This window comes from Microbacterium gilvum, assembly GCF_039543865.1.
GTDB classification, from domain to species: Bacteria; Actinomycetota; Actinomycetes; order Actinomycetales; family Microbacteriaceae; genus Microbacterium; species Microbacterium gilvum.
Genome location: NZ_BAABKO010000005.1, coordinates 1 through 25,929 on the forward strand (window position 1 = coordinate 1; position 25,929 = coordinate 25,929).

Sequence of the window (25,929 nt, forward strand, 5' to 3'; positions counted from 1 at the left end):
GGACCTTGTGGGAGAGTAGGACACCGCCGGACTTAACCTGAACGAAAGGCCACCCAACGCTGGGTGGCCTTTCGTGCTTTCACCGGCCCACCCCGCAACCGACACGAACAGCAACCCCGGCGAGAACACCACCCGCCCAGGTCGCGATAACCGCCCCCAGCAGCCCCCGAACGGACGCGAACAGCGACCCGGGCGGGAGGCATCCGCCACCGGGTGCCCCGCCACCGGATGCCCCCGCCACCGGAAGCGGCCGGAACGACGTGCGCTCAGAACTGCAGCGGGTTCCAGCGGCCTGCGGTCTCGAGCTCCGCGTAGCGGATGTCCGCCGTCGTCGGCGTCACGGAGGTCACGCACGCGAGGAGCGACTGCGTGGGGTATCCGTGCACGCGATTGTCGCGGATGATGGCGCGATCGTCCTCCGGAGACAGCGTCGTGCTGCGCGTCAGGACCGCGAGCCAAGGCTCCCACCACGCGCCGTCGCCCTCCGCGGGTGCGGCCGCGAACGCGTCGCGCCAGGTCGCGATGCGCGGGGTGGCCCGGTCGTCGAGGCCGTCGTGCGCGATCATGTGCGTTCCGGCGGGCATGACCTCGCGGGACAGGCGATCCCCATCCCAGGACACCAGCTCCGCCCGGCCGCCGGCCACCGAGACGAGATTGAACCCGAGCGTCGTCGGATGCGGGCCGGGAAGGCGCCCGCCGACGGCATCCAGCACGATGCCTCCGCGTGACGTGATCGCGCTCGAGGGGAGCAGCGGTGCGCCGGCGCGATTGAGCAGCACCGCGAGGCGTCCGCCTTCCGCCGCCAGCCAGGCCCCTCCGGCGAGGCGGTCCTGCACGCCCGTGAGCTGCGGACGCTCGGGCCACCGTGCCCCGAGCGGGTTCCAGGGCCGCAGCGGATCCTCGTCGCGCACGGCGAGGAGGCGGATGGGCTGGGCGGCGTCCTCGGGGACGCGGATGACGACGGTGCACATGGCGGTTTCAGCCTATGGCCGCGGGAAGGGAGCGGCGCGGCCGGGCAGGTGGGAGAATCGCAGGCGATGAACATCGTCGTGGGAGTCTCCGGCGGGATCGCCGCGTACAAGGTCGTCGCGCTCGTCCGCCTGCTCGTGAAGGACGGTCACGATGTGCACGTCGTGCCGACGGTCGACGCGCTCCGCTTCGTCGGCCAGCCGACGTGGGAGGCGATCAGCCGCAATCCCGTCACGACGTCCGTCCACGACGACGTGGCGCACGTCCGACACGTCGCCCTCGGCCAGGCCGCCGACCTCGTCGTCGTCGCTCCCGCCACGGCCAACACGCTCGCCCGGATGGCCGCCGGCCTCGCCGACGACCTGCTCGGCACGACGCTGCTCGCGACGGCCGCCCCCGTGCTGGTCGCGCCGGCCATGCACACCGAGATGTGGGAGCACCCGGCCACGCAGGCGAACGTCGGCGTGCTCGCCGCGCGCGGGGTCGAGGTCATCGGCCCCGACTCGGGCCGCCTCACGGGAGAGGACAGCGGGCCGGGTCGCATGACGGAGCCGGAGGCCATCCGCGACGCCATCGCGCGAGCCCTGGCCCGCCGCGCTGATGCCGCGGGGCTGAGGATCGTCGTGTCGGCGGGCGGCACACGCGAGCCGATCGATCCGGTGCGCTACATCGGCAACCGCTCGAGCGGCCGCCAGGGCGTCGCCGTCGCGCGGGCGGCCGCCGACCGCGGTGCCGAGGTCACGCTCGTCGCGGCGCACGTGGAGGAGGCGGCGCTCGTCGATGCCGGGCACGGCGTCTCCGTGCGGAGGGCGGGCACGGCGGCCGAGCTCGAGGCCGTCATGGCCGAGCTCGCGCCCCGAGCCGACGTCGTCGTCATGGCCGCGGCCGTCGCGGACTATCGCGTCGCCGACGTCGCGGAGCGCAAGCTCACCAAGGAGGCGGCGGCCGGCGTCGCGCCCACCCTGACCCTCGTCGAGAACGCCGACATCCTCGCAGGGCTCGCCGAACGCCGGCGGCCGGGGCAGACGATCGTCGGCTTCGCGGCGGAGACTCCCGCACCGGGAGAGACGCTGCTCGAACGCGGCATCCGCAAGCGCCGCCGCAAGGGCGTCGACCTCCTCGCCGTCAACGAGGTGGGATGGACCGAGGGCTTCGAGCGGGCGGACAACGCGCTGCTCGTCATCGACGCGCACGACGAGGTCGTCGCGACGGCGTCGGGTGCCAAGCGCGAGACCGCCGAGGCGCTCCTCGACGCCATCCTCGCCGTGCGGAGCCGCTGACGGCGGTCGCCGCTCAGCCAGCTGGCGGGATCGGGAAGTTCGCGCGGAAGACGTTCTCGGGGTCGTAGGCGCGCTTCACCTCGCGCAGTCGCGGCAGGTTGGCGCCGAAGGCGTCGACGAGCCGTTCGATGCGCGTATCGGTGTCGAACGACAGGTACAGCCCGTCGACGTGCGGGGCCATCCGCTCGTCCCACACGGCGTCGAGCGCGTGCTGCGATGCGCCCATCGCCGACAGCAGGAAGTTCTGGTGACGGTGGGGGTACGCGGTCGCGTCCGCAGCGAGGTCGTGCGCGGCTCCGCCCGTCGCGCGGATCTGCAGGAAGTACGCCGCCCCCGTGCCGGCGAGGTCCGCGAAGGCGCCCGCCTCGTCCGGGCCGAGGTGGGTGACGAGCCCTGACCGCACGGACGGGTCCCCGCCGCCCGAATGGTGGCGGCCGGCGTCCTGCAGGATGCCGGGGTAGGGCAGCAGGTAGGCCTTGTGGTCGAGCAGCGGCCCCGCATCGGCGAGGCGCTCGAGCTCGCGGACGGCCGCCTCGGTGTCGTCGCCCGCATAGACGGTCATGAGCTGCGCGACGGACGGCTGGCCGCGCCGAGCGGGGGAGAGCACGAGGAAGCTCGTGAGCTCGCGGGGAGCCGCCTCGACGGCCCCGCCCCAGCGCTGCAGCACGCCGGCGGTGTCGCGGGCGTCGATGGCCATCTGCGAGAACACCACCTCGCCGAGCGGCATGGCCTCGACGTCGACCGAGGTCACGATGCCGAGATTCCCGCCTGCCCCGCGGAGCCCCCAGAAGAGGTCGGGGTTCTCCTCGGCGCTCGCGCGCAGGAGACGCCCGTCGGCGGTGACGACGTCGGCGCCGACGACGCGGTCGATCGTGAGGCCGAACCGCCGCCCGAGGAATCCCACCCCGCCCGTCGTCGCGAGCCCCCCGACCCCGACGCCGCCGTAGTCGCCCGAGCTGATCGCGAGGCCGAGCGGCTGCAGCGACCGCGCCACGTGTCCCCACGTCGCACCGGCTCCGAGCCGCACACGACCGCCGCCGAGCGGTGTGACGGCGTCGAGCGCGCGCAGGTCGAGGACGACGCCGCCGTCGTTGGTGGAGCGCCCGCTGATCCCGTGGCCGCCCGAGCGCACGCCGAGCGGCACATCGAGCGTGCGGGCGTAGGCGAGGCCCTCGACGACCTCGTCTGCCGTGCGCGGCAGGAGCACGAGACCGGGGGCACCCGAGCGCAGGTAGTTGTGGCGGACGGCGTCGTACGAGCGGTCGCCCGGCTCGACCGCGCTCGCGGCCAGGGCGGCGGGGATCCGCGCGTAGTCGATGCCGTCGCGTCGCAGCGCCAGCGCCGCCGACCCGCGTCGCGCGGCCGCCGGCACGGTGCCGCGCCCGGCGCGCTCGCGGCCGACGGCCTCGCGCACGGCGGGGGCGACCTCCTCCCCGAAGGCCTGCAGCGTCGCGTCGTCGTCGCTCGCGAGGACGAACGTCGAGATGCCGTCGGCGAGCGCGAGCTCGGAGAGCTCGTCGGCCCACTGCGCCGCTGGCCCCTGCAGCCGTCCGCTCGACATTGGCTGGATGGCGCCCGCCACGTTGAGCAGGCGGCGGATCTCGGCGGGATGGCGGCCGGCGTCCTCGGCGGCGGCGTCGATCGTGCGCGACGCGCGCCGCAGCTCGCCGTCGTCCAGATACGCGAGCGAGGGAAGCCATCCGTCGGCCTTGCGCGCCGTCAGACGCAGCATGCGCGGCTTGTAGGCGCCGATCCAGATCGGGATGTCGTGGGCCGGCGCCGGTCCGCGCTTGGCTCCCGCCACGCGATGGTGCGCGCCGTCGACGCGGAGCGGTCCGCGCTCAGACACGTCCCAGATCCCGCGGATGATGTCGATGGCCTCGGACAGCGCGTCGACGCCCTCACCCGGTGTGAGCTTCGTGCCGCCCATCGCCGCGATCGCGTCCCAGAAGCCCCCGGCTCCGAGGCCGAGCGCGACGCGTCCGCCCGAGAGCAGGTCGAGCGACGCGGCCGAGCGCGCCAGCACGGCGGGCTGCCGCAGCGGCAGGTTGAGCACGTTGCCGGACACGGTGATCCGCTCGGTCGCGGACGCGACCCACGTCAGGAGCGTCCAGGTGTCGAGGAAGCCCGGCTGGTACGGATGGTCCTGGAACGTCACGAGGTCGAGCCCGGCCGCCTCCGAGACCCGGGCGAGCCGCACGGGCCGGTGCGGGTCGGCGTTCGCCGGGGTGATGAACGAGCCGAAGGACAGCTCCTGGCCGTAGTCGGGCATGTGCGCGCTCCTCGTGATGATCTTGTGGGCCGATCATCTGCTTCACAACTTATCTTGGGGGCATCCTATTCCGTTACCATGTGGGGATGGCCGACGCATCGCTTCCCCGCCCCTCCCTGCTGGGCTGGTCGCTCGCCGCGCTGCTGCGCGAGTGGAAGGCGCGCATCGCGGTCATCGCCGCCGATCTGCCGCACGGCGAGCGCGGCTACCAGGTGCTCTCGGTCGCCGCGCACGAGCAGCCGCCCACGCAGTCGGCGCTCGCCGCGCGCCTCGGCATCGACCGCACCGTCATGACCTACGTGCTCGACGAGCTCTCCGCCGCAGGCCTCATCGAACGCCGCCTCGACCCCGCCGATCGCCGCGCGCGCCGCATCGCGGCCACGGCACGGGGGCGCGATGCGGTCGCCGCGCTCGACATCCGCGTGCGTGCGGCCGAGGACGAGCTGCTCTCGGGGCTCGAGCCCGGCCAGCGCGCGCAGCTGTGCGGCCTGCTCGAGCACGCCGCGAGCGGAGCCGCTCCGGGCGACGACCGCTGCGCCGTGACGGCGCGGGCGTGACGGCGCGGGCGTGGGCCGCTGAGCCCGCGCCCGCGCTCGGCTCACTCGTCGAAGAGGCGGTTGACCCGCTCACCCGCGTCGACGAGCGAATCGACGTCGGCGTCGAACGCGATGACGGCGTCCATGGCGGGCGTCATGATCGCCTGCGCCTGGGCCCACTTGTCTGTGACGGGCGTCGGCACGGTCGTGCCGTCGGCGACGTGCACGGCGAAGGCGTCCGCATCGATCCCGAGGTCCGCGAAGGTCTCGACGGCGAGATCGGACGATGTCGAGATCGCGGGGAAGATGCGTCCGGTGCCGGCCATGACGTCCTGGCAGTCGGTGCTCGCGAGGTACTCCACCCACAGCCACGCCTCGTCGGGGTTCGGCGTCCCCGACCAGATGGCGTCGGAGAGTCCGTTGAACACGGAGGCGCGCCGCCCCGCCGGGCCGATCGGCGTCGGCGCCGCCTGCACGTCGGCGCCCTCGAGCTCGGAGAACGCCCGGGCGTTCCACGCGCCCTCGATGACCGTGGCGTACGCCCCGGAGCCGAGCGACTCCTGCGTGCCGACTCCCGAGGTCGCCTGTGCGAGAGGGGGCATGTAGCCCTTCTCGATGAGCGAGCGCCACCATCCGATCGTCTCGAGGAGCGCATCGTCGCCGTAGCCGAACGACGTCCCCCACGGATTCTCGTCGGTGTACGACCAGCCGTTCGAGAGCGCGAACGCCGACCACTGCACCTGCCCGTAGCCGCCGCCGGCGTCGTTGTAGCCGAGGCCGTACCTTTCGACGTTGTGCGGGTCGAAGCCCTCCTCGTCGCCGCGCACGCCGTTCTCGTCGACCGTCATGGCGGCGACGAACTCCTCGAACGTGCCGCCGTCGTCGGGGTTCCACTCGAGCGACCAGAGGTCGTCGGGCGTGTACCCGGCGTCCGCCAGGAGGTCTGCGTCGTAGAACAGCGCCTCCGTGTCCCAGTCCTTCGGAAGGCCGTACAGGGTCTCCCCGTCCGGCCCCCGCCACAGATCGGCGAGGCCGTCCTGGTACTGCGCGAGGTCGACATCCGATTCCGCGAGATAGGGGGAGAGGTCGAGGATCTGGCCGAGGACGGCGAACTTCCCGAACTGCGAGGTGTGGTCGACGAACACGTCGGGCGCCGACTCGGCGACCATCGTCGCCGTGAGCTGCGTCCAGTAGTCGTCCCACCCGTTCTGCTCGATGCGGATCTCGATGCCGGGGTGCAGGCGCTCGAAGTCGTCGGCGCACTGCTGGTACCCCGGCATCTGGTTCGAATCCCACATCGCGTAGCGGATGATCGTCGTCCCGTCGGCGGCGACGCCGTCTGGTGCGCCGCATCCCGAGACGACAAGCGTCGTCGCGGCGACGAGTGCGCTCGCCGCGGCCGTCCTGTGCCTGCGATCCATGTCCGTCCCCCTCACTTGATCCCGCTGAAGCCGATGGAGTTCACGATGCGGCGCCCCAGGACGCAGAACAGCAGCACGATCGGGAGCGCCGCGACGAGGGTCGCCGCCATGAGCCCGGACCAGTCGGGCGTGCCCTGCGGGGTCTGCGAGCGGAAGATGCCGAGGGCGACCGTGAGCACGCGGACGTCCTCGCTCTGCCCGACGAGCAGCGGCCACAGGTACTCGTTCCAGGCCGTGATGTAGGTCAGGACGGCGAGCGTCGTGAGGGGCGCCGTGCTCATCGGCACGATGACGCGCAGGAAGCAGCGCACGCGCCCTGCGCCGTCGATGAGCGCCGCCTCCTCGATCTCCCGCGGGATGCCGAGGAAGAACTGCCGTAGGAAGAAGATCGCGAACGGGGTCATGAGGATGGACGGCAGCACGATGCCGGCGAAGGTGTTGAGCAGCCCGAGGTCCTTGATGAGCACGAAGTTCGGGATGGCCGTGAAGATGCCGGGCACCATGAGGGCCGAGAGGAACACAGCGAACAGGGCGTCGCGCCCGCGGAACCGGAGACGGGCGAACGTGTACGCGGCCATCGCCGAGAACGTCACCTGGCCGACCGTGATGAGGGTGGACGTGATGACGGAGTTGCGCAGGTACAGCCAGAAGTCGATGGCCGATCCCGCCCCGCCCTGCGCGAGGTTCTCCTCGAGGCTCGTGAGGCCCAACACGCGGCGGAAGGCGTCGAGGGTGAAGCCGGCCGGCAGCAGGTTGCCCGGTTCGGCAGAGAGCGCGCCGTTCGACGACAGCGCGGTGCGCAGCATCCAGTAGAACGGCACGAGCGTGACGAGCAGGATGGCGACGAGGCAGATCCAGGCGACGACCCGGCCGGCGCCGATGCGCGGGCGCTGCGGCTTCGCGGTGCCCGTGACGATGAGGCGGGTCTCGGAGACGGTGTGCGTCATGGCGGCCTCAGTTCTCGTCGTGCTCGCCGGCGCGCATGAGGCACAGCTGCACGAAGGCGATGGCGAACAGGAGCACGAACAGCGCGATCGCGAGCGCCGAGGCGTATCCGAAGTCGAGCTGCCCGAACGCGAGGTCGTAGATGTACATGTTGAGCACGCGCGTGGCGTTCACGGGGCCGCCGCCCGTCGTCACGGCGACGGTGTCGAAGACCTGGAACGAGCCGGTGACCGTCACGACGAGGACCATGACGAGCACGGGGCGCAGCTGCGGCAGCGTGATGGAGAAGAACTGGCGGAGCTCGCTCGCGCCGTCCACGCGCGCGGCCTCGTAGAGCGACGGGTTGATCGTCTGGAGACCGGCGAAGATGAGGAGCGCCGTGTAGCCCATGTGCCGCCACACGTTGATGAGAGCGATGGTGGGAAGCGCGAGCGCCGAGTCGCCGAAGAACGCCATCCGGTCGAGACCGAGGCCGTCGAGCACGACGTTCACGATGCCGATCTGGTAGTCGAGCATGAAGTACCACACGAGCGCGACGATGACGTTGGCGACGAAGTAGGGCAGGAGCGCCATGCCGCGCACGATCGTCGACCGCGTGAGGCGGTGGAGCAGCACGGCGATGAGGATCGCGAGCACCGTCTGCACGCCGATGTTCATGACGACGTAGAGGGCCGTCACCCACAGCGCGTTCCAGAACAGCGGGTCGGCCGCCATCCGCTCGTAGTTCGCCGTGCCCACCCACTCGGGCGGCGTGAGGACGGCGTACTCCGTGAAGGAGAAGTAGAGGCCGCGCAGCGCTGGCCACAGGTAGAACGCGACGAGGCCCACCGCGGCGGGGAGGAGGAAGACGGCGGCGATCCGCAGATCGCCGCGCGGCCTCCTCCCGCGCGCGGGAGGTCGCACCCCGGTGCGCTGCCGCGCACCGGGCTCGGTCAGGACGGTCATCATGCCTCCGCTTCGTTGCGACGGGATGGTGGGGATCGGGCGGCTCAGACCGCCGTCACGTGGAGCAGAACGAGCTGCTCGGGATTGAGCGCCGGCACCTGCACGCCGACGTCGGCGAGCGCGGCACCCGGAAGCTCGATCGCCTCGGACCACCATGCCGGGCGCGTGTGCGCCGTGCGGTGGTCGCGGGCGTCGGCCGGCGCGAGCGGCTGCACGCGGTACCGGCGGGCGGGATCGAGTCCGGGGATCGTCACGCGGGGTGTGGGCCAGTACGGCCCCGTCTCCACCATGGCGACCGCGAAGATCGCCTCGGCGGCGTCGTGGGCGACGACGCCGTGCGTCCAGATGCCGTCGCCGATGGGGTCGGCGTGCACGACGCGGCCGGTGTGGAGGAGCGCGCGATGCGTCTTGTGCAGGGCGATCCACTCGGCCAGCTGGGCGCGCTCGGCGTCGTCGGCCTTCGTGACGTCCCATTCCACGCCCATGTGCGAGAAGAACGCCGTGCCGGCGCGGAACGCGAGCGAGTGCGCCCGCCCCGTCGTGTGGCTGAGGGGGCTCGCGACGTGCGAGCCGACCATCTCGGGCGGCAGCAGCAGGGCCGTGCCCGCCTCGATCGCCTGGCGCTCGAGGGGGTCGATGCAGTCGGACCCCCAGATGCGGTCGGTGCGCGCCATGATGCCGAGGTCGATGCGCCCGCCGCCCGAAGAGCACGACTCGATCTCGAGGCCGGGGTGCGCCGCGCGGATCTCGTCGAGCAGCCGGTACAGGGCCGCGGCCTGCTCGTGCGCGACGGGCCGCCCCGTCGTCCGGTCGCCGGGCTCCGTGAGCGCGCGGTTGTGATCCCACTTGATGTACGAGATCGGGTACGCGTCGAGGATGGCCAGGATGCGGTCGCGGATGTAGGCGTACGCCTCGGGGATGGCGATGTTGAGGACCTGCTGATGGCGCTGCGGGTGGGGGAGGCGGTCGCCCGTGCCCATGATCCACTCGGGGTGGGCGCGTGCGAGGTCGGAGTCCTCGTTGACCATCTCGGGCTCGAACCAGAGGCCGAACTGCATGCCCTTGGCGACGACCGCATCGGCGAGCGGGCCGAGGCCGTCCGGCCACACGCCCTCGTCGACGTACCAGTCGCCGAGCCCCGCGTGGTCGTCGCGGCGGTGGCGGAACCAGCCGTCGTCGAGCACGTAGCGCTCGATGCCGACCTCGGCGGCGCGGTCGACGATCTCGAGGAGCTTGCCGAGCTCGTGGTCGAAGTAGACCGCCTCCCATACGTTGAGCGTGACCGGGCGGTCGGGGGAGGGGTGCTCCGGGCGCGCGCGCAGGAAGTCGTGGAAGCGCGCGGCCATGGCGTCGAGGCCGATGCCGGTCGACGCGTACAGCCAGGGCGAGGTGTAGCTCTCGCCGTGCGCGAGGCGCACCTCGCCGGGCAGCAGCAGCTCTCCGCCCGAGAGCGTCGACAGTCCCTGGTTGGTGCGCTCGGCGAGCACGCGCGTGTTGCCCGACCATGCGAGGTGCACGGCCCAGACCTCGCCGTGGCGCCATCCGAAGCCGGGCGTGCCCGCCGCGAGGACGATGCTCGCCTCGTGTCCCGACGACCGGCGCGACTCGCGCAGGTGCGAGCCGATCGCGAAGGGCGACCGCTGCAGGTCGCGTTCGCGCAGCTGCCGGCCCGCCATGTCCATGATCTCGCCCGCGCGCCCCGGCACCGGGAGGGCGACGTCGAGGGAGGCGAGGTCGTAGCGCCCGTCGCCCGTGTTCGTGAGCCGGGCGCGCGTGCGGACTATGCCCGAGTGCGTCATCTCGACGTCGAGGGCGAGCGCGAGACCGTTCGCGGCGTCCGCGCTGTCCACCCGCACGCGATGCGCAATCACGGGGTCGTCGTCGACCGGGAGCACCTCGGCCGTCGTGTCGGAGAACGCCGGGGAGAAGGCGGAGCCGTCGCGGTGGCCCGTGACGGCAGGGGTCCAGAGCCAGCCGTCGGCGTGCGCGGGCAGCATCGTGAGCGGCATGCCCGTGTCGGGCATGCCCGACCCGATGCCCGCCAGTCCCGTCAGGCGCAGCGTGTCGATGTCGGCCTCGGTCAGCTCCCCGATGTCGGCGCCCCAGTGGAGGACACGAGGCGCTCCGACCTCGGGGACGTCGAGGACGAACGCGACGCCGGCGGCGCGCAGGGGGATGGCGGACATGGGACTCCTTCGTCGACGGGATGTCTGGGGCGCTATTAGTTCTACGGCAGAAGTTATTGCACGTCAAGAGCCGCACGAAGCGCGGCTTCGGCAACCTATTCGTGCCGAAGTGATAGAAAAGAGGGGTGGATGGCGGATGGGCGGCGCAGGACGGCTCGGCTCACGCCGTCGCCCTGGAGGTTCTCACCGCGGGGCCGATCTCCCGCAGCGCCCTCGCCCGGCGACTCGGCCTCTCGCAGTCCAGCCTGTCGCGGCTCACGAAGCCGCTGCTCGAGTCGGGCCTGCTCGTCGAGGCCGACGCCGGGTCCGACGACGAGCAGGGGCGTCGGGTGGGGCGACCGCGTCAGCCGCTCGACGTCGCCGCCGACACGCGGCGCTTCATCGGGGTCAAGGTCACGGCGGACGCCGCCCACGGCGTCTGCGTCGATCTGCGATGCGCGGAGGTGGCGCGTCACGACGTCGCGCTCGCGTCGCGGGGAGTCGGCGACGTCGTCGCGGCCGTCGCCGACGTGGTCGCCCGCCTGACGCGGGACCGCGCGGCCGACGGCATAGGAGTGAGCATCAGCGGGCCCGTGCGCGGCGGCCGGTCGGTCGTCGGGTCGCCCTTCCTCGGCTGGGAGGGCGAGATCGCGCTCGCCGACCTCGTCGAGTCGGCCACGGGCATCCCGACGACCCTCAGCAACGACCTCGTCGCGCTCACGCACGCCGAGCAGTGGTTCGGTGCCGGGCGCGACGCCGCGAACGTCGCCGTCGTCACGGTCGGGGCGGGAGTGGGCTTCGGACTCATCGCCGGAGGCCGTGTCGTCGCGAGCGACGACGACGGGGTGGGTCACGTCGGCCACATCCCGCTCGATCCCGCCGGCCCTCTCTGCTTCGCGGGGCATCGCGGATGCGCCGCCGCCCTCCTCACGATCGACGCGATCTGCGGCCAGGTGTCGGTCGGGCTCGGGCGGACCGTCGACTACGACGAGGTGCTGACCCTCGCGCGTCGGGCCGACGGCGTCGCGCGAACGGCCGTCGAGGCGGCGGCGGTCGCGCTCGGCCGCCTCGTCGCCCTCGCGTCGAACTTCACGTTCGCGCGCACGATCGTCATCTCCGGAGAGGGCGACGGCGTCCTCGACGTCGCGCGCGACGCCTTCGAGGAGGCCATCGCGCCCCTGCGCGATAACCGAGCCGACCCGCTCGAGATCGTCGTGCGCCCCGCCGACTTCGTGGAGTGGGCGCGCGGCGCGGCAGCCATGGCCATCCGAGCGCACGTGCTGCGGTAGCCGCAGCACGTGCCGTCAGTGCGCGGCGTGGTAGCTCGCGCCGGTCTCGTCGGCCTTCCAGTACCCCTTCACGACGATGCGGTCGGGGTCGAGGCCCCAGCGGTCGACGGCGAGCGCGCGGCCGGGCTTGACGACGGCCTGCTCGGCCGCGATGAAGGCGAACACGTCGCCTGCAGGGCGGTCGCCGGCCGTGAGCGCGTCGAGCCGGCCGATGAGCGCCGTCGTCGGCGCGGCGCCGTCGCGGAGCACGTACTCGACGTCCACGGGTGCGTCGATCGCGACCTCGTGCGCGGCATCGGCGACCTCGACGAGGATCCGGGCGTCGGCGCCGACGGGGATCGCCGCGGCGTACCGGCGGATCTGCGGGATGGCCGTCTCGTCGCCCGCGAGGAGCCATCCGCCGGGTGCGCCCGAGACGGTGACCGTGCCGCGCGGCCCTCCCACCCCGAGGAGCGAGCCGATCGGGGCGTTCGCCGCCCATACGCCGGCGACGCCCTCGTCGCCGTGCACCGCGAACTCGAGGTCGAGCCAGTCGTCGCCCCAGGAGAGCGGCGTGAACTCGCGGCTGGGCGCCTCGCGCATCTCCTCGACCGTCTCCGGCGCGTCGTCCGGGAAGAAGATGCGGATGTGGTCGTCGTGGCCGCTGCCCTCGCCGAACCCGCGCAGGTCGTCGCCCTGCACGCGGACGCGGACGTAGTCGGGGCCGATCCACTCGCGGGAGACGAGCGTCGTGAAGCGGAAGCGGAGGTCGAGCCGCGAGCGCTCGAGCGAGAAGGAATTCGACACCTGCATGGGATCAGGTTACCCTTACCCAGGTCGGGTGAGGTACGCCTAACCTGACCTGGTGGCGTGATCACATGCGCCGCCGACGCACGCGTCGTGCGCGCAGAGGGCGCGCCCGCAGAGGAGGAACAGCCATGTCCGTCCGCACCCCCGCCATCGCGCTGTCGCTCGTCGCGGCATCCGCGCTCGTCCTCGCCGGCTGCTCGTCGGCGTCGGAGGAGCCGGCCGAGGCCGAGGAGGCCGCCGCCGCCGACACCGTGACCTACTCATGGGAGCGCAACGTCGCGGCAGAGGACGCCGACCCGGAGTACGAGACCACGACCGTCGAGGTGCCGAAGAGCCCCGAGAAGATCGTCGCGTTCGAGATGGCGACGGTCGACACGATCGGCGCTCTCGGCGGCGAGGTCGCCGGCGCGCCCATCGAGTCGGTCCCCGACTACCTGCAGGACGCCCTCGCCGACGACGCCTTCAACGCCGGCACGCTCTTCGAGGCCGACCTCATCGAGATCGAGGCGCAGCAGCCCGACCTCATCGTCATCGGGGGCCGTTCGTCGGCGCTGTACGACGACCTCAGCCAGATCGCGCCCACCATCGACCTCGGCATCACGGGAACGTACCTCGAGACGCTCGAGCGCAACGTCACCTTCCTCGGCGAGGTGCTCGGCGCGGAGGACGAGGCGGCCACAGCCCTCGCCGACCTCGAGGCCGGCATCGACGAGGCGAAGGCCGTGACAGCCGAGGCGGGCAACGGGCTCGCGGTCATGGTGTCGGGCGGGGAGCTCAACGCCATGTCGCCCTCGCCCGCCGACGGCGGCAGCTCCAACGTGCGCGGCGGCCTCATCTACGACGTGTTCGGCGTCGAGCCCGTCGTCGAGGACATCGCCTCGGCGACGCACGGCGAGCCGGTGTCGTTCGAGTTCCTCCTCGAGCAGGACCCCGACACGCTGTGGGTCGTCGACCGCGATGCCGCGACGGGAGAGGCGGAAGCGGGTGCGGCCGCTCAGGTGCTCGACAACGACATCGTCAAGCAGACCAGCGCGGCGCAGAACGACAAGATCGTCTACCTCGACCCCGTGGCGTGGTACATCGTCTACGGCGGAATCGAGACGACGCAGCTGCTCATCGACGACGTCATGCAGATCGCGGAGTGACCCCGGCCTCGACGTGACCGTCACGGCCCCGTCCTCGACAAGCGCCCCCGCCCCCGTCCGCCCCCGGCGGACGTGGGTGGGGGCGCTCATCGGCGTGCTCCTCGCGGCGCTCGCCACGATGAGCGTCTTCATCGGCGTCTCCGACGTGTCGCCCTTCGCCCTCGTCGAGGGCGACGCGACGGCGACGTTCCTCCTCGCTGCGAGCCGCATTCCCCGCACCGTCGCCGTCATCCTGGTGGGGGCCTCGCTCGGCATCGCCGGCCTCATCATGCAGATGCTCGTGCGCAACCGCTTCGTCGAGCCGGGGACGACGGGCGTGAGCGAGTTCGCGACCTTCGGCATGCTCGTCACGATGATCTTCTGGCCCGGGATGGCCGTGGTCGGCAAGATGGGCGTGGCGGCGCTGTTCGGCCTCATCGGCACGTGGGTGTTCCTGCAGGTCGTGAAGGCCGTGCCGGTGCGCCAGCTCGTGCTGGTGCCGCTCGTCGGGATCATGCTGGGCGGCGTCGTCGGATCGGTGACGACGTTCCTCGCGTACCGCCTCGACCTGCTGCAGTCGCTCGGTCAGTGGTCGCAGGGCAGCTTCGCCACCGTCATGCAGGGGCGGTACGAGTTCGTGTGGATCGCCGGAGCCATGGTCGTCGTGGCATGGTTCGCCGCCGACCGGTTCAGTGTGATCGGCATGGGCGAGGAGTTCGCGACGAACCTCGGGCTCGACTACCGCCGTGTCGTCGCGATCGGGATGGTCGTGATCGCCGTCATCACGGCAGCCGTGCTCGTCACGGCGGGCATGATCCCGTTCCTCGGCCTCGTCGTCCTCAACATCGTGAGCCTCGTGATCGGCGACAACGTGCGCCGGTCCATCCCCTGGGTCGCGGGTCTCGGCGCCGTCTTCGTGCTCGCGTGCGACATCGTCGCGCGCGTCGTGCGCTTCCCCTACGAGATCCCGCTCTCCGTCATCGTGGGCGTCGTCGGCGCCGCCCTGTTCCTCTGGCTGCTGCTGCGGAGGAGGAGCCGTGCCCGCTGACCTCGCCGCCCTCGCCCCCGCCCCGCCTCTCGCGGTCTGGCGGCGGCCCGCCGTGCGCCTCGGTGCGCTCGCGATCGCCGTCGTCGCGCTCGTCGCCGTCTACCTCTTCACCGACGTGCCGGGGTCGCTGGCCTTCGCCGTGCGCATCCGCATCCTCACGGTCGCGGCGATGGCTGTCGTCGCCGTCGCGGTCGGAGTGTCGACGGTGGTGTTTCACACCATCACCCAGAACCGCATCCTCACGCCGTCGATCATGGGCTTCGACGCGTTCTACGCGCTCATCTCGACGATCATCGTCTTCTTCTTCGGCTCCGCGTCGTTCCTGCACGCCGACGAGCTCACCCTGTGGCTCACGCAGCTCGTCGTCATGGTCGCGTTCAGCGTGTTCCTCTTCACCTGGATGTTCGGAGGCAAGCGCCGCTCGATCCACCTCATGCTGCTCGTCGGCATCGTGCTCGGCACCTTCTTCCGCAGCTTCACGGAGTGGATGCAGCGCATGCTCGATCCGCTCGACTTCCAGATCCTGTCCGACGCCATGTTCGCCTCGCTCACGCGGCCCGATCCGACGCTGCTGCTGTTCACAGCGCTCCTCGTCGCGGCGGCCTGCGCGGCGCTCGTGCCCCTCGTGCCCACGCTCGACGTCCTGACCCTGGGAGAGCCCGCTGCGGTCGGGCTCGGGGTCAGCCACCGCCGTGTCGTGCTCGCGCTCTTCACGATCGTGTCGATCATGATCGCGGCGTCGACCGCGCTCGTGGGGCCCATCCTCTTCTTCGGACTCATCGTGGCCAACCTCGCCTACTCGTACGCCGGCTCGTTCCGCCACGCCTGGACGCTGCCTGCCGCGGCGCTCATCGGGCTCGTCTGCCTGCTCGGCGCCCAGCTCGTTCTCGAGCAGCTGCTGTCGTTCGGCGGCAGCCTGTCGATGGTGATCGAGTTCGCGGGCGGGCTGTTCTTCCTGTTCCTCGTCCTGCGAAAGGGGGCGCGATGATCGCGCTCGAGAACGCCGTCAAGCGCTACGGCGGGCAGATCGTGCTCGACGACGTGACGATCTCGTTCGGAGGCGAGGGCGTCACCGCCCTCATCGGTCCGAACGGAGCGGGCAAGTCGACCCTGTTCGGCCTCATCGGGCGGCTCATCCGACCCGATTCGGGCGCGGTCACGGTCGACGGGGCGGCCGTCGACCGGACGCCGTCGGCGACGCTCGCCACGCGGCTCGCGGTGCTGCGGCAGGACAACCACATCGCCGCGCGTCTCACGGTGCACGACCTCGTCGAGTTCGGGCGCTTCCCGCACTCGAAGGGACGCCTCACGACGGTCGACCGCGATCACATCGAGCGCGCCATCGACTACCTCGACCTGCAGCCGTTCCGGTCGCGGTTCCTCGACGAGCTGTCGGGAGGCCAGCGGCAGCGCGCGTTCATCGCGATGGTGCTCGCGCAGGACACCGAGTACGTGCTGCTGGACGAGCCGCTCAACAACCTCGACCTCAAGCACATGACGGAGATCATGAAGCTCGTGCGGCGGATGGCCGACGAGCTGGGCAAGCGCATCGTCGTCGTGCTGCACGACATCAACTTCGCCGCGACCTACGCCGACCGCATCGTCGCCATGCGCGAGGGGCGCGTTGTGGCGGATGCCCCCGCCGCGGAGATCATGCGACCGGAGGTGCTGGCCGCGGTCTACGACACCGACGTCGACGTGCGCCTCATCGACGGCAGGCCCGTCGCGCTGTACTACGGCTGAGGCTCGCGGAGGTCACAGCTCGATGCCGTGGTCCTCGTCGTTCACGCCCTGGTTGCGCCCGCGCCGCGACTCGAACGACAGGAAGAGGATGAGCCCGACGACGAGCCCGAGGATGAGCCCGAGCCCGACGTTGCCGAGGATGAGCCCGACGACGATCGCGAGGGCGAGGACGCCGAGGGCGATGAGGGCGGCGGTGGCGCGGGTCATCCCTCCATCATGCCGCCCTCATCGCGCGCGGTGGTCCTCCATGTGCACGCGCGGACCGCGTCGGGGCTCGGCGACGCCCGACGCCGCGAGGAGGCGGATGACGCGCTGGCGGTGACCGCGCCACGGTTCCAGCAGAGCGACCATCCCGTCGTCGTCGGTGCGCGCGCCCGTGAGCGCGTAGCCGACCTGGTGCGCGAGGTGGTAGTCGCCGACGCTGACGGCGTCGGGGTCGCCGAAGGCGCGGATGCGCGTCTCGGCGGACGTCCATACGCCGATCCCGGGGAGCGACGTGAGCACGCGGTCCCGGCCATCGCCGTCGCGGGCGCCGAGAGCAGCGCGCACGAGGGAGTCGCCGCGGCGCGCTGCGCCCACGATCGAGCGCGACTGCGGCGGCTCGAGGCCGGAGCGGTGCCATCCCCACGACGGGATGCGCCGCCATCCGTCGACGGAGGGAGGCGCGAACATCGGACGCGGCACGGGGCCGGGCGCACGGTCGCCGAACCAGGTGACGAGGCTGCGCCAGGCGAGGAAGGCCTGCTGCGCCGTGACCTTCTGCTCCATGATCGACTGCGCGAGCGCGTCGAAGACGAGGTCCGTGCGGCCGAGGCGGAGGGCCGGATGGCGGCGGTGCGCCTCCGCGACGAGCGGATGGCCGCGTGGATCGAAGCCCGCGGGGTCGTCCTCGGCACCGCACAGGGCCGGTGCCTGCTCGACGGCCCACGCGCGGCCCGGCCCCCACGCCGCGATGCGGATGGTGCCGTCGCCCGCCTGCCGCAGGGCCGTCGTCGCGACGCCCTCCGGCGTGCGCGTCGCGCGCCAGATGACGGCGCCGTCGTGCACCTGCGTGGGATCGCCGTGTCCGCGTCGGAACCCTCCGACGGTGCGGAGGAGGTCGACGTCGTGCCGGGGGGTGTAGATCGCCTCGAGCCGCGACGCGCGCGCCGAGCGGGTCGCGGGCGTCACTCGGTTCCCTGCTCCGGGGGGGCGCTCGGGGGCGGCGTGTGGCCCGGCGCCGGCGTGTGGCCCGGGGTTGGCGTGTGGTCCGGGGTCGGCGTGTGGCCCGGGGTCGGCGTGGGGCCCGGGGTCGGCGTGTGGCCCGGGGTCGGCGTGTGGCCCGGGGCCGGAGCTGCCGGCCAGGTGCGCGCGCACGCCCATCCGCGGGGGAGGTGCCGTGCGCTGCATCATGCCGTCACGCTACGCCCGTCGTCCGACAAAGCCGTGAGCCGCGGGGTGCGAGCTGCGGGAGTGCGAGCTGCTGACTTGTCCAACGGATATCCGTTTGACCAAAGCCCATCCGATCACGCGGATTCCGGTGTGCTTTCGGCGAGCGGATGTCCGTTGGGCGAGGGAGGAAGGGGAAGCAGGGAAGGAAGGAGGGTCGGACGATGCGGGGTCAGAAGCGGTCGGGGGAGGGGGCGCCGGCGCCGTACCGGATCGTGACGTCGGCGTGGCGGTCGAAGCGGTAGCCGGCTCCGCGGACGGTGCGGACGATGTCCTCGTAGCGGCCGAGCTTGGCGCGCAGGCGCCGCACGTGCACGTCGATGGTGCGCTCGCCGGGCGTCTCGTCCTCGGTCTGGGCCTGCCACAGGGAGTCGACGAGCTCGGTGCGCTCGATCGTCCGCCCCTCGCGGAGGACGAGGTACTGCAGCAGCTCGAACTCCTTGAAGGTGAGAGCGGCCGACTCGCCGTCGAGCAGCACGCGCTTGCGCGAGATGTCGACGACGACGCCCTCGGCGTGCTCCGTCTCGCTGGCGTCCGGGAGCGTGCGGGCGACGGCGCCGGGCTCCTTGAGCGCGAGGCGGACGACGTCGACGTCGCGTCCCCCGGCGCTCTGCGGCGCGAGGGCCACGGCGGCGTAGGTCTCGGCGCTCGGCGACAGCTCGGCGATCGTGCGGCGCAGGGCCTCGACGATGGTGGAGAGCGAGACGCCGTCGGCAGCGGCCTTCGCCTCGTCGAGTCCGACGTAGAGGGCGAACCCTCGTGGTGCGGTGGTCGTCGCGGCGGCAGCCGGCGCCGGCTGCTGGACGGGGCGGGCGGCGGCCGGCTGCGGGGTGCGGACGCGGGGCGTGCCGGGGAGGGGTGTCGCGGAGGCGGGGCGGATGGCGGTGGGGCGCTCGAGCAGGGACGCGGACATGATGATGGGTTCCTTCGAAGGAGGAGCGTGCGTGGGGGCGGCCGGACCGGCGTGCGCCTGGTCGGAGTGACGGCCTGTGTCGGAGCGGACGGGACGACCGTCGCTCGTGGGCGTGGCGACCATGGATGGTCTCGCTAGGCCCTGGCGTGCATGAGGATCGGCGGAAGCGCCTCAGCTGCACATTCGACAGCACATGACAACACGGCCGGCCATCATCATGCCGTCCGTTCCCCTCGCCTCCCGGGCGGACAGGGGGTGCGTGTTGTCAGTCATACGGGCGATTATGGCCGGGCGTGTCTCCGCGTGTCAAACGGCGACCGGTTATGACGGCCGCCGTGACGAAATGTGACGGATGTGCCCGGACCCGACCTGTTTGCGGAGGCGATCTGCCGGGCGGCCCCGGCCATCCGCCGCGGGCGTACCCTGTCGGGGTGAGCGATCTGTCCTTCACCCATGCGCCCGAGTCGTCGCGGTACGAGCTGCGCCGGGGCGACGACCTCGTGAGCGTGCTCGACTACCGCGACAACGGCGGCACGGTGGCGCTCACACGCGCGTTCACGGTGCCGACCTTCCGCGGCCACGGGTACGCCGCGATCCTGACGGAGCGCGCTGTCGCCGAGATCGAGGCGCGCGGAGACCGCAGGGTGCTGCCCGTGTGCTGGTACGTGGCCGACTGGTTCGCCGCTCATCCCGAACGCGCCGGCGTGCTCGCGTCGCGCTGAGCCGCCTTCCGGAGGGGGATGGACGGTAGCGTGGCGCGCATGCGCATCCTCCTCATCGGCGGCACCGGCAACATCAGCTCCTTCGTGACCGACCTCGCCGCGAGCCGCGGCGACGAGGTGACGGTGCTCAACCGCGGGCGCTCGCCGCTGCCCGAGGGCGTGCGCGGGATCGTCGGAGACGCGGGCGACGCCGGCTCGATCGAGGCCGCCATCCGCGACGAGACGTTCGACGTCGTGGCCAACTTCCGCAGCTTCTCTCCGCAGCAGGCGGCCGACGACATCCGCATCTTCGCGGGGCGCACGCGGCAGTACCTCTACATCTCGAGCGCATCGGCGTATCAGAAGCCGATCGCGCAGCTGCCGATCACCGAGGCGACGCCGCTGCGGAACCCGTTCTGGGAGTACTCGCGCAACAAGATCGCGAGCGAGGACCTCCTCGTCGCGGCGTATCGCGAGAGCGGGTTCCCCGCCACGATCGTGCGCCCGAGCCACACCTACGGTCCGTCGCTCATCCCGCTCGAGGGCGGATGGACGGCGCTGCAGCGGATCAGGGACGGCCGTCCGATCGTCGTGCACGGGGATGGCACGAGCTGGTGGACGCTCACGCACTCGCGCGACTTCGCGGCCGCGTTCGTCGGGCTGTTCGGCAACCCGCACGCGATCGGGCAGGCCGTGCACATCACGAGCGATGAGAGCCTCACGTGGGACGAGATCGCGCGGCAGCTCGGGGCGGCGCTCGGCCGCGAGCCCGAGATCGTGCACGTGGCGTCCTCCGCCATCGCCCGGGAGATCCCGTCGCTCGGGCCTGGCCTCGTGGGCGACAAGGCGCACTCGGTCGTCTTCGACAACTCGCTCGTCAAGCGGCTCGTGCCGGGATGGGCCGCCACGACGCCGTTCTCGCGCGGTGCGCGGGAGATCGTCGACTGGTACCTCGCCGACGAGACGCGGCAGGTGGTCGACGGCGACCTGGATGACGCGTTCGACCGGGTGATCGAGAGGTACGGGGCGTAGGGGCGAGCGGCGCCGCTCGACGCAGGCTCGGAGGTCGTGGAGGAGTCGGCATCCACCCCGCCGCGTCTCCCCACCAATGTCCGACCCCGTCCTTACCGTGGAGGCATGCGGATCCTCCACACCTCCGACTGGCACATCGGGCGCACCTTCCACGGGTACGCGACGCTCGATGCGCTCCGCGACGTCTTCGCCGCGCTCGTCGCCGAGGTGCGCGATCGCGAGATCGACGTCGTCGTCGTCGCGGGCGACGTGTTCGATTCCGCGACGCCGTCCGCCGCGGCCTTCGAGCTTCTCACCGAGACCCTCGAGGAGATCCGCGGGACGGGGGCGAAGCTCGTCGTCACGAGCGGCAACCACGACTCGGCGGCGCGTCTCGGCTTCCTCTCTCCGCTGCTCACCTCGGCGGGCGTGCACATCGTCACCGACGCCCGCAGCGTCGGCACGCCCCTCACGATCGACGACGCGCACGGGCCCGTCCACTTCTACGGGCTGCCCTACCTCGAACCTGCCATCGTGAGAAGCATCTGGCCGGGAACCGACCTGCGCACGCAGGAGCAGACCATCCGACACGCCATGACACTGGTCAACGCCGACCGGGCAGAGCGCGGCGGGCGTTCGGTCGTCGTCTCGCACTGCTTCGCGGGCGACGTGCAGCCGACGGATGGCGTCGAGCGCGAGATCCGCCAGGGCTCGCTCGACGTCGTGCCCCTCGTCGACTTCGACGGCCCCGACTACGTCGCCCTCGGTCACATCCACGGCCGCTCGCGCCTCGCCGAGAACGTCCGCTACAGCGGCGCACCCCTGCACTACAGCTTCGGCGAGGGCAGCAAGCCCCGCGGCGCCTGGATCGTCGACCTCGGCGCCGAGGGCGTCGAGGGGATCGACTGGCTCGACCTCCCGATTCCGCGCCGTCTCGTCACCCTGCGCGGCACCCTCGACGAGCTGCTCTCCGACGCGGCCTATGCGCCGCACGCCGACGACTGGGTGTGCGCCATCCTGACGGACGTCAACCCGCCCCTCGAGCCGATGCGCCGCCTGCGCGAGCGCTTCGCTCACTGCGCGACCATCCAACTCGCCCCTGCCGGCGGCATCCGCTCCGATCAGCGCACGTTCCGCGAGCGCGTGCAGGGCGCCAGATCGGATGGCGACCTCGTCCACGACTTCCTCGTCCACGTGCGCAACGGCGAAGCCGCCACCGACGTCGAGCGGGAGATCATCGGCGACGTCGTCTCGGTGCACGCCGCCGCCGAGGCGCGGGCATGAGGATCCACCGCGTCGAGATCGAGGGATTCGGGCCGTTCCGCGGCCGTCAGATCGTCGATCTCGATGCCTACGCCGCCGACGGGCTGTTCCTCATCGGCGGGCGCACGGGCGCCGGGAAGTCAAGTATCCTCGACGCCGTCGCCTTCGCGATCTTCGGTGCCGTGCCCCGCTACGAGGGCGGTGAGAAGCGTCTGCGCAGCGACCACTGCGCGCCCGACGATCCGACGCTCGTGAGCGTCGAGCTCACCTCGGGCGACACACGATGGCGCATCGAGCGATCGCCCGAGTACGAGCGCCCCAAGAAGCGCGGAGAGGGGATGACGACCTCCCCCGCGACGGCGCGGATGGGGGAGGTGGCCGGCGGCGATGTCGTCTGGCGCGCGGCGAAGGATCGCGACGTCGCGACCCTCGTCGCAGAGGAGATCGGCCTCACGAAGGATCAGTTCCTCCAGGTCATCCTGCTCGCGCAGGGGCGCTTCGCCGAGTTCCTGCTCGCCGGCAACAACGACCGGCAGAAGCTCCTGCGCACTCTGTTCGGCTCCCGCCGCTTCGAGGACTACGAGAAGGAGATCGAGCGCCGACGCGTCGACGCGGAGGCCGCGGTCGCCGACGGGCGCCGTACGCTCGACGCCGTGCTCGTGCACGCGGAGGCGCTCGCCGCCCAGCTGTCCGCCCGCGGCGGGGCGGATGGGCCGGGTCCCGGAGAAGGATCGGACGACCCCGGGGCGGACGAGGCCCTCGTCGCCCCAGGCGATGGCGGCGTCGGCCCGGCTGGTGATCGACCGGCGCCCGGCACGACCAGCGCCTCCGCAGAGGAGCACCGCCTCGCCGATCTCGCGCACGCTGAGAGCCGTGCACGGCACGAGATCGAGACGGCCGAAGCCGCCGAGGCGGAGGCGCGCAGACGCCGCGATGCCGCCTCGACGGCGTACGACCGCCTGCGCGCCGATCGCGAGAAGCAGACGCAGCGCGACCGGCTCCGCGCGACGCTCGACGCTCTCGAGGCGAGGGCGGACGAGATCGACGTCGCGCGGGATCAGCTCGGCGCCGCTCGTCGTGCCGAGAGCGTGCGCGGCGCGATCGACGCCGCGACCCGTGCGCTCGCGGCCGCGGCCGCCGCGGCCGACGCCGTCGACGCGGCACGGCGGGCGTGGTCGGCCGTCAGCGACGACGGCGACCACGATCCCGCCGCTCTCGACGCCATCGCCGCCGAGGCGCAGCAGCACATCGGCGAGTGGCAGCCCGCGCGCGACGTCGAGCGCGGCATTGCCGCCAAGGAGCGGGCGCTCGCCGAGCTCCGCGCCGATGAGCAGGCGCAGGCGCAGGCGCTCGCCGAGCTCGCCACCGCGCTGACGGCCATCCCCGCCGAGCGCGCGCGGCTCGACGAGGCCGCCACGGTGGCGGCGACCGCCGCGGCCGGTGCTGTGCACGCGGCCGACCGCGTCGCATCGCTCAGCGCGCAGCTCGATGCCGCGCGCGAGGGCGTCCGGCTCGCCGAGGCATACGCGCAGGCGTCGCAGGCCGCCGACGCGGCGCTTCGCGCGCGCGAAGCGGCCGACGCGCACCTGGCCGACCTCCACCGGCGGCGCCTCGGCGGCATCGCCGGAGAGCTCGCCGCGAAGCTCGTCGACGGCCAGGCATGCGTCGTGTGCGGGGCGACGGCCCATCCCTCACCGGCACCGCGTGCCGACGACCACGTCACGGCCGACGAGATCGACGCGGCGGAGGAGAGCAAGTCGGCGGCATCCCGTGCCGAGCTCGCAGCATCCGATGCCCGTCGTGACGCGCAGCGCGCCCTTGCGGACGCCGAGGCGCGCGCCGGCGGCCGAGCCGTCGGGCCGGTGGAGGACGACCTCGTGCAGGCGCGCGCCGAGCGCGACGCGGCCGACGCCGCATCCGCCGAGCTCAGCCGCCTCGAGGCCGCGAAGCACGAGCTCGTCGCACGCGAGCAGCGACTCGACCGGGAACGGGAGGAAGCCGACACCGCGCGCGCCGAACGCGCCGCGGCCATCCGCTCGCTCGACGACGAGCTCGCCCGCGATCGAGCGGCGGTCGGTGCCGCGTGCGGCGATGCCCCGTCGATCGCCGCACGGATCGACGCGGAGCGCGACCGCGCGGCCGCCGCGACAGGCCTGGCGCAGGCCCTGCGCGCCGCCGCGCGTGCCGAAGAGGTCGCGACCGACGCCGCAGACGCGGTCGCCGAAGCCGCCACGGCGGCGGGGTTCCTCGACGTCGAGAGCGCGCGCGCCGCCATCCTCGACGCCGAACGACAGGAGGCGCTCGATTCGCGCATCGCCGGGCACGACGCCGATCTGCGCAACACCAAGGCCACGCTCGTCGACCTCGAGCTGCTCGTGCTGCCCGAGGAGCCGGTGGACGTCGACGCCGCCGCGCACGCTCTCGCGGACGCGGCTGCCGACCTCGACCACGCCGTCGCGCGCCTCGCCGCGATGCGTCAGCTCGCGACGGGTCTGGCCGACGCCCTCGCGCATGCCGAGGACGCGTATGCCGCGATCGCCGACGCGGCGCGCGAGGCGTCCGTCGTCCGCGCCCTGGCCGACGCGGTCGCCGGCCGCAACATGAAGAAGATGGACCTCGAGACGTTCGTGCTCGCGGCCGAACTGGAGGGGATCGTCGAGGCGGCGAACCGGCGGCTCGCCGACATGTCCGCGGGCCGCTATGCCCTCCAGCACACCGATGCGCTGGCGTATCGCAATGCCGCGAGCGGTCTCGGGCTCGAGGTCATGGACCGCTACACCGGACAGGCCCGCCCGCCGCGGTCGCTGTCGGGCGGCGAGACGTTCCTCGCCTCGCTCGCCCTCGCGCTCGGCCTCGCGGAGGTCGTCACGAACCGCGCCGGCGGCATCACCCTCGACACGCTCTTCATCGACGAGGGATTCGGCTCCCTCGACGCCGAGACGCTCGAGGTCGCCATGCGCACCCTCGACGGTCTGCGCGAGGGCGGCCGCACGGTCGGCATCATCAGTCACGTCGAGGCGATGAAGGAGCAGATCCCCGCCCAGCTGCGCGTCGAGCGCTCGCCGCAGGGGTGGAGCACCGTCACGCAGTGAGCGCTCAGCCGGCGCGGACGATGACGCGATCCCCGGCGAGCTCGAACTGCAGGGACGTGCCGTCGGGGAACCGCTCCCGCAGCGGTTCGGGCATGTTCTCATCGACCGTGAGGGTGGCGAGGGCGGGGAACGGGCCCGCCTCGCACCCCCCGAAGCCGTAGGAGCCCTGGTCGTCGCCGGGGTCGCGTTCGAATCCTGAGACGCATCGTCCGTCGTCGTCCATCCCCCAGACACCGCCGGGGATCGAGAACACCGCGAACCCGGCGAAGTCCTCGAAGACGACGACATCGTCATCCGGGACGCCGATCTCGCTCGGCACCTCGCCGTCCGGGTCGATGCGCAGCTCCGCGACCCGCCAGGGGTCGATCTGCGCGACGGCTCCTGCGACGCCGAGGGTCGCGAGCGCCGTCGCGACGAGCGAACCGGCCCACAGCAGGATGGCGCGACCCCGCGGGAGCGACGCCACGAACATCCCGAAGCGGCGCAGTGCACGCTCGACGCCGCCGGGAGCGGTCGTGGGAGCCGCATCGGGCTCGTCGGGTGCGACGGCCTCCCGGGCGCCACCGGGCGCATCGGCGGTGCCGCTCTCGTCGGGCTCATCTGCGGCGGGTGCGGCGGACGCGGTCGCCGGGGCCGGGGCCGCGATGTCGTCGCGCGACGACTCCGGCGGCCCGGCAACCCGCTGCCGGCGTGTCGCGTCGATGTCGGCGAGACGTGCCATCGCGGCGTCTCGCGCGGCGCCATCCGACCGTCGCCCGAACGCCTGCTCGTGCAGCAGGCGCAGCTCGTCGTCCATCGCCTCATCCTGTCATCGCCGGTCGCGCCGAGCACGCGTCGGGGGAGGGTCTCGTTCTGGTTCGGGTGGCAGTTCGCGGCCGTCTGGGGCGTCGAGGGGGCGGGAGGTGCGGCCTGGGCGGGGTGGTGTCTGGTTCGGGTGGCGGTTCGCGGCCGTCTGGGGCGTCGAGGGGGCGGGAGGTGCGGCCTGGGCGGGGTGG

Annotated in this window: 22 protein-coding genes; 11 read left to right on the top strand and 11 right to left on the bottom strand. The window is 72.5% G+C overall.

The features are described from left to right. Positions 1-266: 266 nt before the first annotated feature. Positions 267-971 (bottom strand): NRDE family protein, encoded by a 705-nt coding sequence (locus ABD998_RS13160; protein ID WP_345439897.1) that lies wholly within the window; start codon positions 969-971, stop codon positions 267-269. Positions 972-1,037: 66 nt separating this feature from the next. On the opposite strand from ABD998_RS13160, the gene coaBC reads away from it, so the two are divergent. Continuing rightward, a complete protein-coding gene (gene coaBC, locus ABD998_RS13165; protein WP_345439899.1) occupies positions 1,038-2,249 on the top strand; it encodes a bifunctional phosphopantothenoylcysteine decarboxylase/phosphopantothenate--cysteine ligase CoaBC in 1,212 nt (403 codons plus the stop codon). 13 nt (positions 2,250-2,262) lie between these two features. Here the strand turns inward: coaBC and ABD998_RS13170 are convergent, their stop codons facing one another. After that, positions 2,263-4,521: an LLM class flavin-dependent oxidoreductase gene (locus ABD998_RS13170; RefSeq protein WP_345439901.1), complete on the bottom strand. Its 2,259-nt coding sequence runs from the start codon at positions 4,519-4,521 to the stop codon at positions 2,263-2,265. 86 nt (positions 4,522-4,607) lie between these two features. Between ABD998_RS13170 and ABD998_RS13175 the strand changes: the two genes are divergently transcribed. Beyond that, positions 4,608-5,078 carry a MarR family winged helix-turn-helix transcriptional regulator gene (locus ABD998_RS13175; protein ID WP_345439903.1) on the top strand — a complete coding sequence of 157 codons (471 nt, stop codon included), beginning with the start codon at positions 4,608-4,610 and terminating at the stop codon, positions 5,076-5,078. Positions 5,079-5,119: 41 nt separating this feature from the next. Here the strand turns inward: ABD998_RS13175 and ABD998_RS13180 are convergent, their stop codons facing one another. The 4 genes from ABD998_RS13180 to ABD998_RS13195 are packed head-to-tail and all read right to left on the bottom strand — an operon-like array spanning position 5,120 to position 10,554. Beyond that, on the bottom strand, positions 5,120-6,478 hold the full coding sequence (locus ABD998_RS13180; protein ID WP_345439905.1) for an ABC transporter substrate-binding protein: 1,359 nt from the start codon (positions 6,476-6,478) through the stop codon (positions 5,120-5,122). An 11-nt stretch (positions 6,479-6,489) separates the two neighbouring features. Continuing rightward, positions 6,490-7,425: a carbohydrate ABC transporter permease gene (locus tag ABD998_RS13185; RefSeq protein WP_345439907.1), complete on the bottom strand. Its 936-nt coding sequence runs from the start codon at positions 7,423-7,425 to the stop codon at positions 6,490-6,492. A gap of 7 nt (positions 7,426-7,432) precedes the next feature. Then, complete coding sequence (locus ABD998_RS13190) at positions 7,433-8,368, bottom strand: carbohydrate ABC transporter permease (protein ID WP_345439909.1); 936 nt, start codon at positions 8,366-8,368, stop codon at positions 7,433-7,435. Between the two features lie 44 nt (positions 8,369-8,412). Beyond that, complete coding sequence (locus ABD998_RS13195) at positions 8,413-10,554, bottom strand: alpha-galactosidase (RefSeq protein WP_345439911.1); 2,142 nt, start codon at positions 10,552-10,554, stop codon at positions 8,413-8,415. Between the two features lie 125 nt (positions 10,555-10,679). Here ABD998_RS13195 and ABD998_RS13200 point away from each other — a divergent pair, with 125 nt between their 5' ends. Further along, positions 10,680-11,822, top strand: a complete 1,143-nt coding sequence (locus ABD998_RS13200) for an ROK family transcriptional regulator (protein WP_345439913.1) — start codon at positions 10,680-10,682, stop codon at positions 11,820-11,822. Positions 11,823-11,837: 15 nt separating this feature from the next. On the opposite strand, the gene ABD998_RS13205 is transcribed toward ABD998_RS13200, so the two are convergent. After that, positions 11,838-12,614 (bottom strand): siderophore-interacting protein, encoded by a 777-nt coding sequence (locus ABD998_RS13205; protein WP_345439915.1) that lies wholly within the window; start codon positions 12,612-12,614, stop codon positions 11,838-11,840. Between the two features lie 125 nt (positions 12,615-12,739). Between ABD998_RS13205 and ABD998_RS13210 the strand changes: the two genes are divergently transcribed. From ABD998_RS13210 to ABD998_RS13225, 4 genes are read left to right on the top strand one after another with little or no spacing between them, the layout of a single operon-like run. Continuing rightward, a complete protein-coding gene (locus ABD998_RS13210; protein WP_345439917.1) occupies positions 12,740-13,756 on the top strand; it encodes a siderophore ABC transporter substrate-binding protein in 1,017 nt (338 codons plus the stop codon). A gap of 13 nt (positions 13,757-13,769) precedes the next feature. Beyond that, positions 13,770-14,783: an ABC transporter permease gene (locus ABD998_RS13215; protein ID WP_345439919.1), complete on the top strand. Its 1,014-nt coding sequence runs from the start codon at positions 13,770-13,772 to the stop codon at positions 14,781-14,783. Further along, positions 14,773-15,771 (top strand): iron chelate uptake ABC transporter family permease subunit, encoded by a 999-nt coding sequence (locus ABD998_RS13220; protein ID WP_345439921.1) that lies wholly within the window; start codon positions 14,773-14,775, stop codon positions 15,769-15,771. Before ABD998_RS13215 ends, ABD998_RS13220 begins: the two co-directional genes overlap by 11 nt. Beyond that, positions 15,768-16,526, top strand: coding sequence for an iron ABC transporter ATP-binding protein (locus ABD998_RS13225; protein ID WP_345439923.1), 759 nt, complete (start codon positions 15,768-15,770; stop codon positions 16,524-16,526). Before ABD998_RS13220 ends, ABD998_RS13225 begins: the two co-directional genes overlap by 4 nt. A 12-nt stretch (positions 16,527-16,538) precedes the next feature. Here the strand turns inward: ABD998_RS13225 and ABD998_RS13230 are convergent, their stop codons facing one another. The 3 genes from ABD998_RS13230 to ABD998_RS13240 form a co-directional block, all read right to left on the bottom strand. Continuing rightward, a complete protein-coding gene (locus ABD998_RS13230) occupies positions 16,539-16,733 on the bottom strand; it encodes a hypothetical protein (protein WP_345439925.1) in 195 nt (64 codons plus the stop codon). 18 nt (positions 16,734-16,751) lie between these two features. Then, positions 16,752-17,696 (bottom strand): DNA-3-methyladenine glycosylase family protein, encoded by a 945-nt coding sequence (locus ABD998_RS13235; RefSeq protein ID WP_345439927.1) that lies wholly within the window; start codon positions 17,694-17,696, stop codon positions 16,752-16,754. Between the two features lie 430 nt (positions 17,697-18,126). Further along, entirely contained in the window at positions 18,127-18,867 is a 741-nt protein-coding gene (locus ABD998_RS13240; RefSeq protein ID WP_345439929.1) for a winged helix-turn-helix domain-containing protein, read from the bottom strand. 431 nt (positions 18,868-19,298) lie between these two features. Between ABD998_RS13240 and ABD998_RS13245 the strand changes: the two genes are divergently transcribed. The 4 genes from ABD998_RS13245 (at position 19,299) to ABD998_RS13260 (ending at position 24,934) form a co-directional block, all read left to right on the top strand. Next, entirely contained in the window at positions 19,299-19,589 is a 291-nt protein-coding gene (locus ABD998_RS13245; RefSeq protein ID WP_345439931.1) for a GNAT family N-acetyltransferase, read from the top strand. Between the two features lie 39 nt (positions 19,590-19,628). Next, positions 19,629-20,600 (top strand): SDR family oxidoreductase, encoded by a 972-nt coding sequence (locus tag ABD998_RS13250; RefSeq protein ID WP_345439933.1) that lies wholly within the window; start codon positions 19,629-19,631, stop codon positions 20,598-20,600. Positions 20,601-20,705: 105 nt separating this feature from the next. After that, complete coding sequence (locus ABD998_RS13255; protein ID WP_345439935.1) at positions 20,706-21,863, top strand: exonuclease SbcCD subunit D; 1,158 nt, start codon at positions 20,706-20,708, stop codon at positions 21,861-21,863. Beyond that, positions 21,860-24,934 (top strand): SMC family ATPase, encoded by a 3,075-nt coding sequence (locus ABD998_RS13260; protein ID WP_345439937.1) that lies wholly within the window; start codon positions 21,860-21,862, stop codon positions 24,932-24,934. Before ABD998_RS13255 ends, ABD998_RS13260 begins: the two co-directional genes overlap by 4 nt. Before the next feature lie 4 nt (positions 24,935-24,938). On the opposite strand, the gene ABD998_RS13265 is transcribed toward ABD998_RS13260, so the two are convergent. Next, complete coding sequence (locus ABD998_RS13265) at positions 24,939-25,730, bottom strand: hypothetical protein (RefSeq protein WP_345439939.1); 792 nt, start codon at positions 25,728-25,730, stop codon at positions 24,939-24,941. Positions 25,731-25,929: the final 199 nt, after the last annotated feature.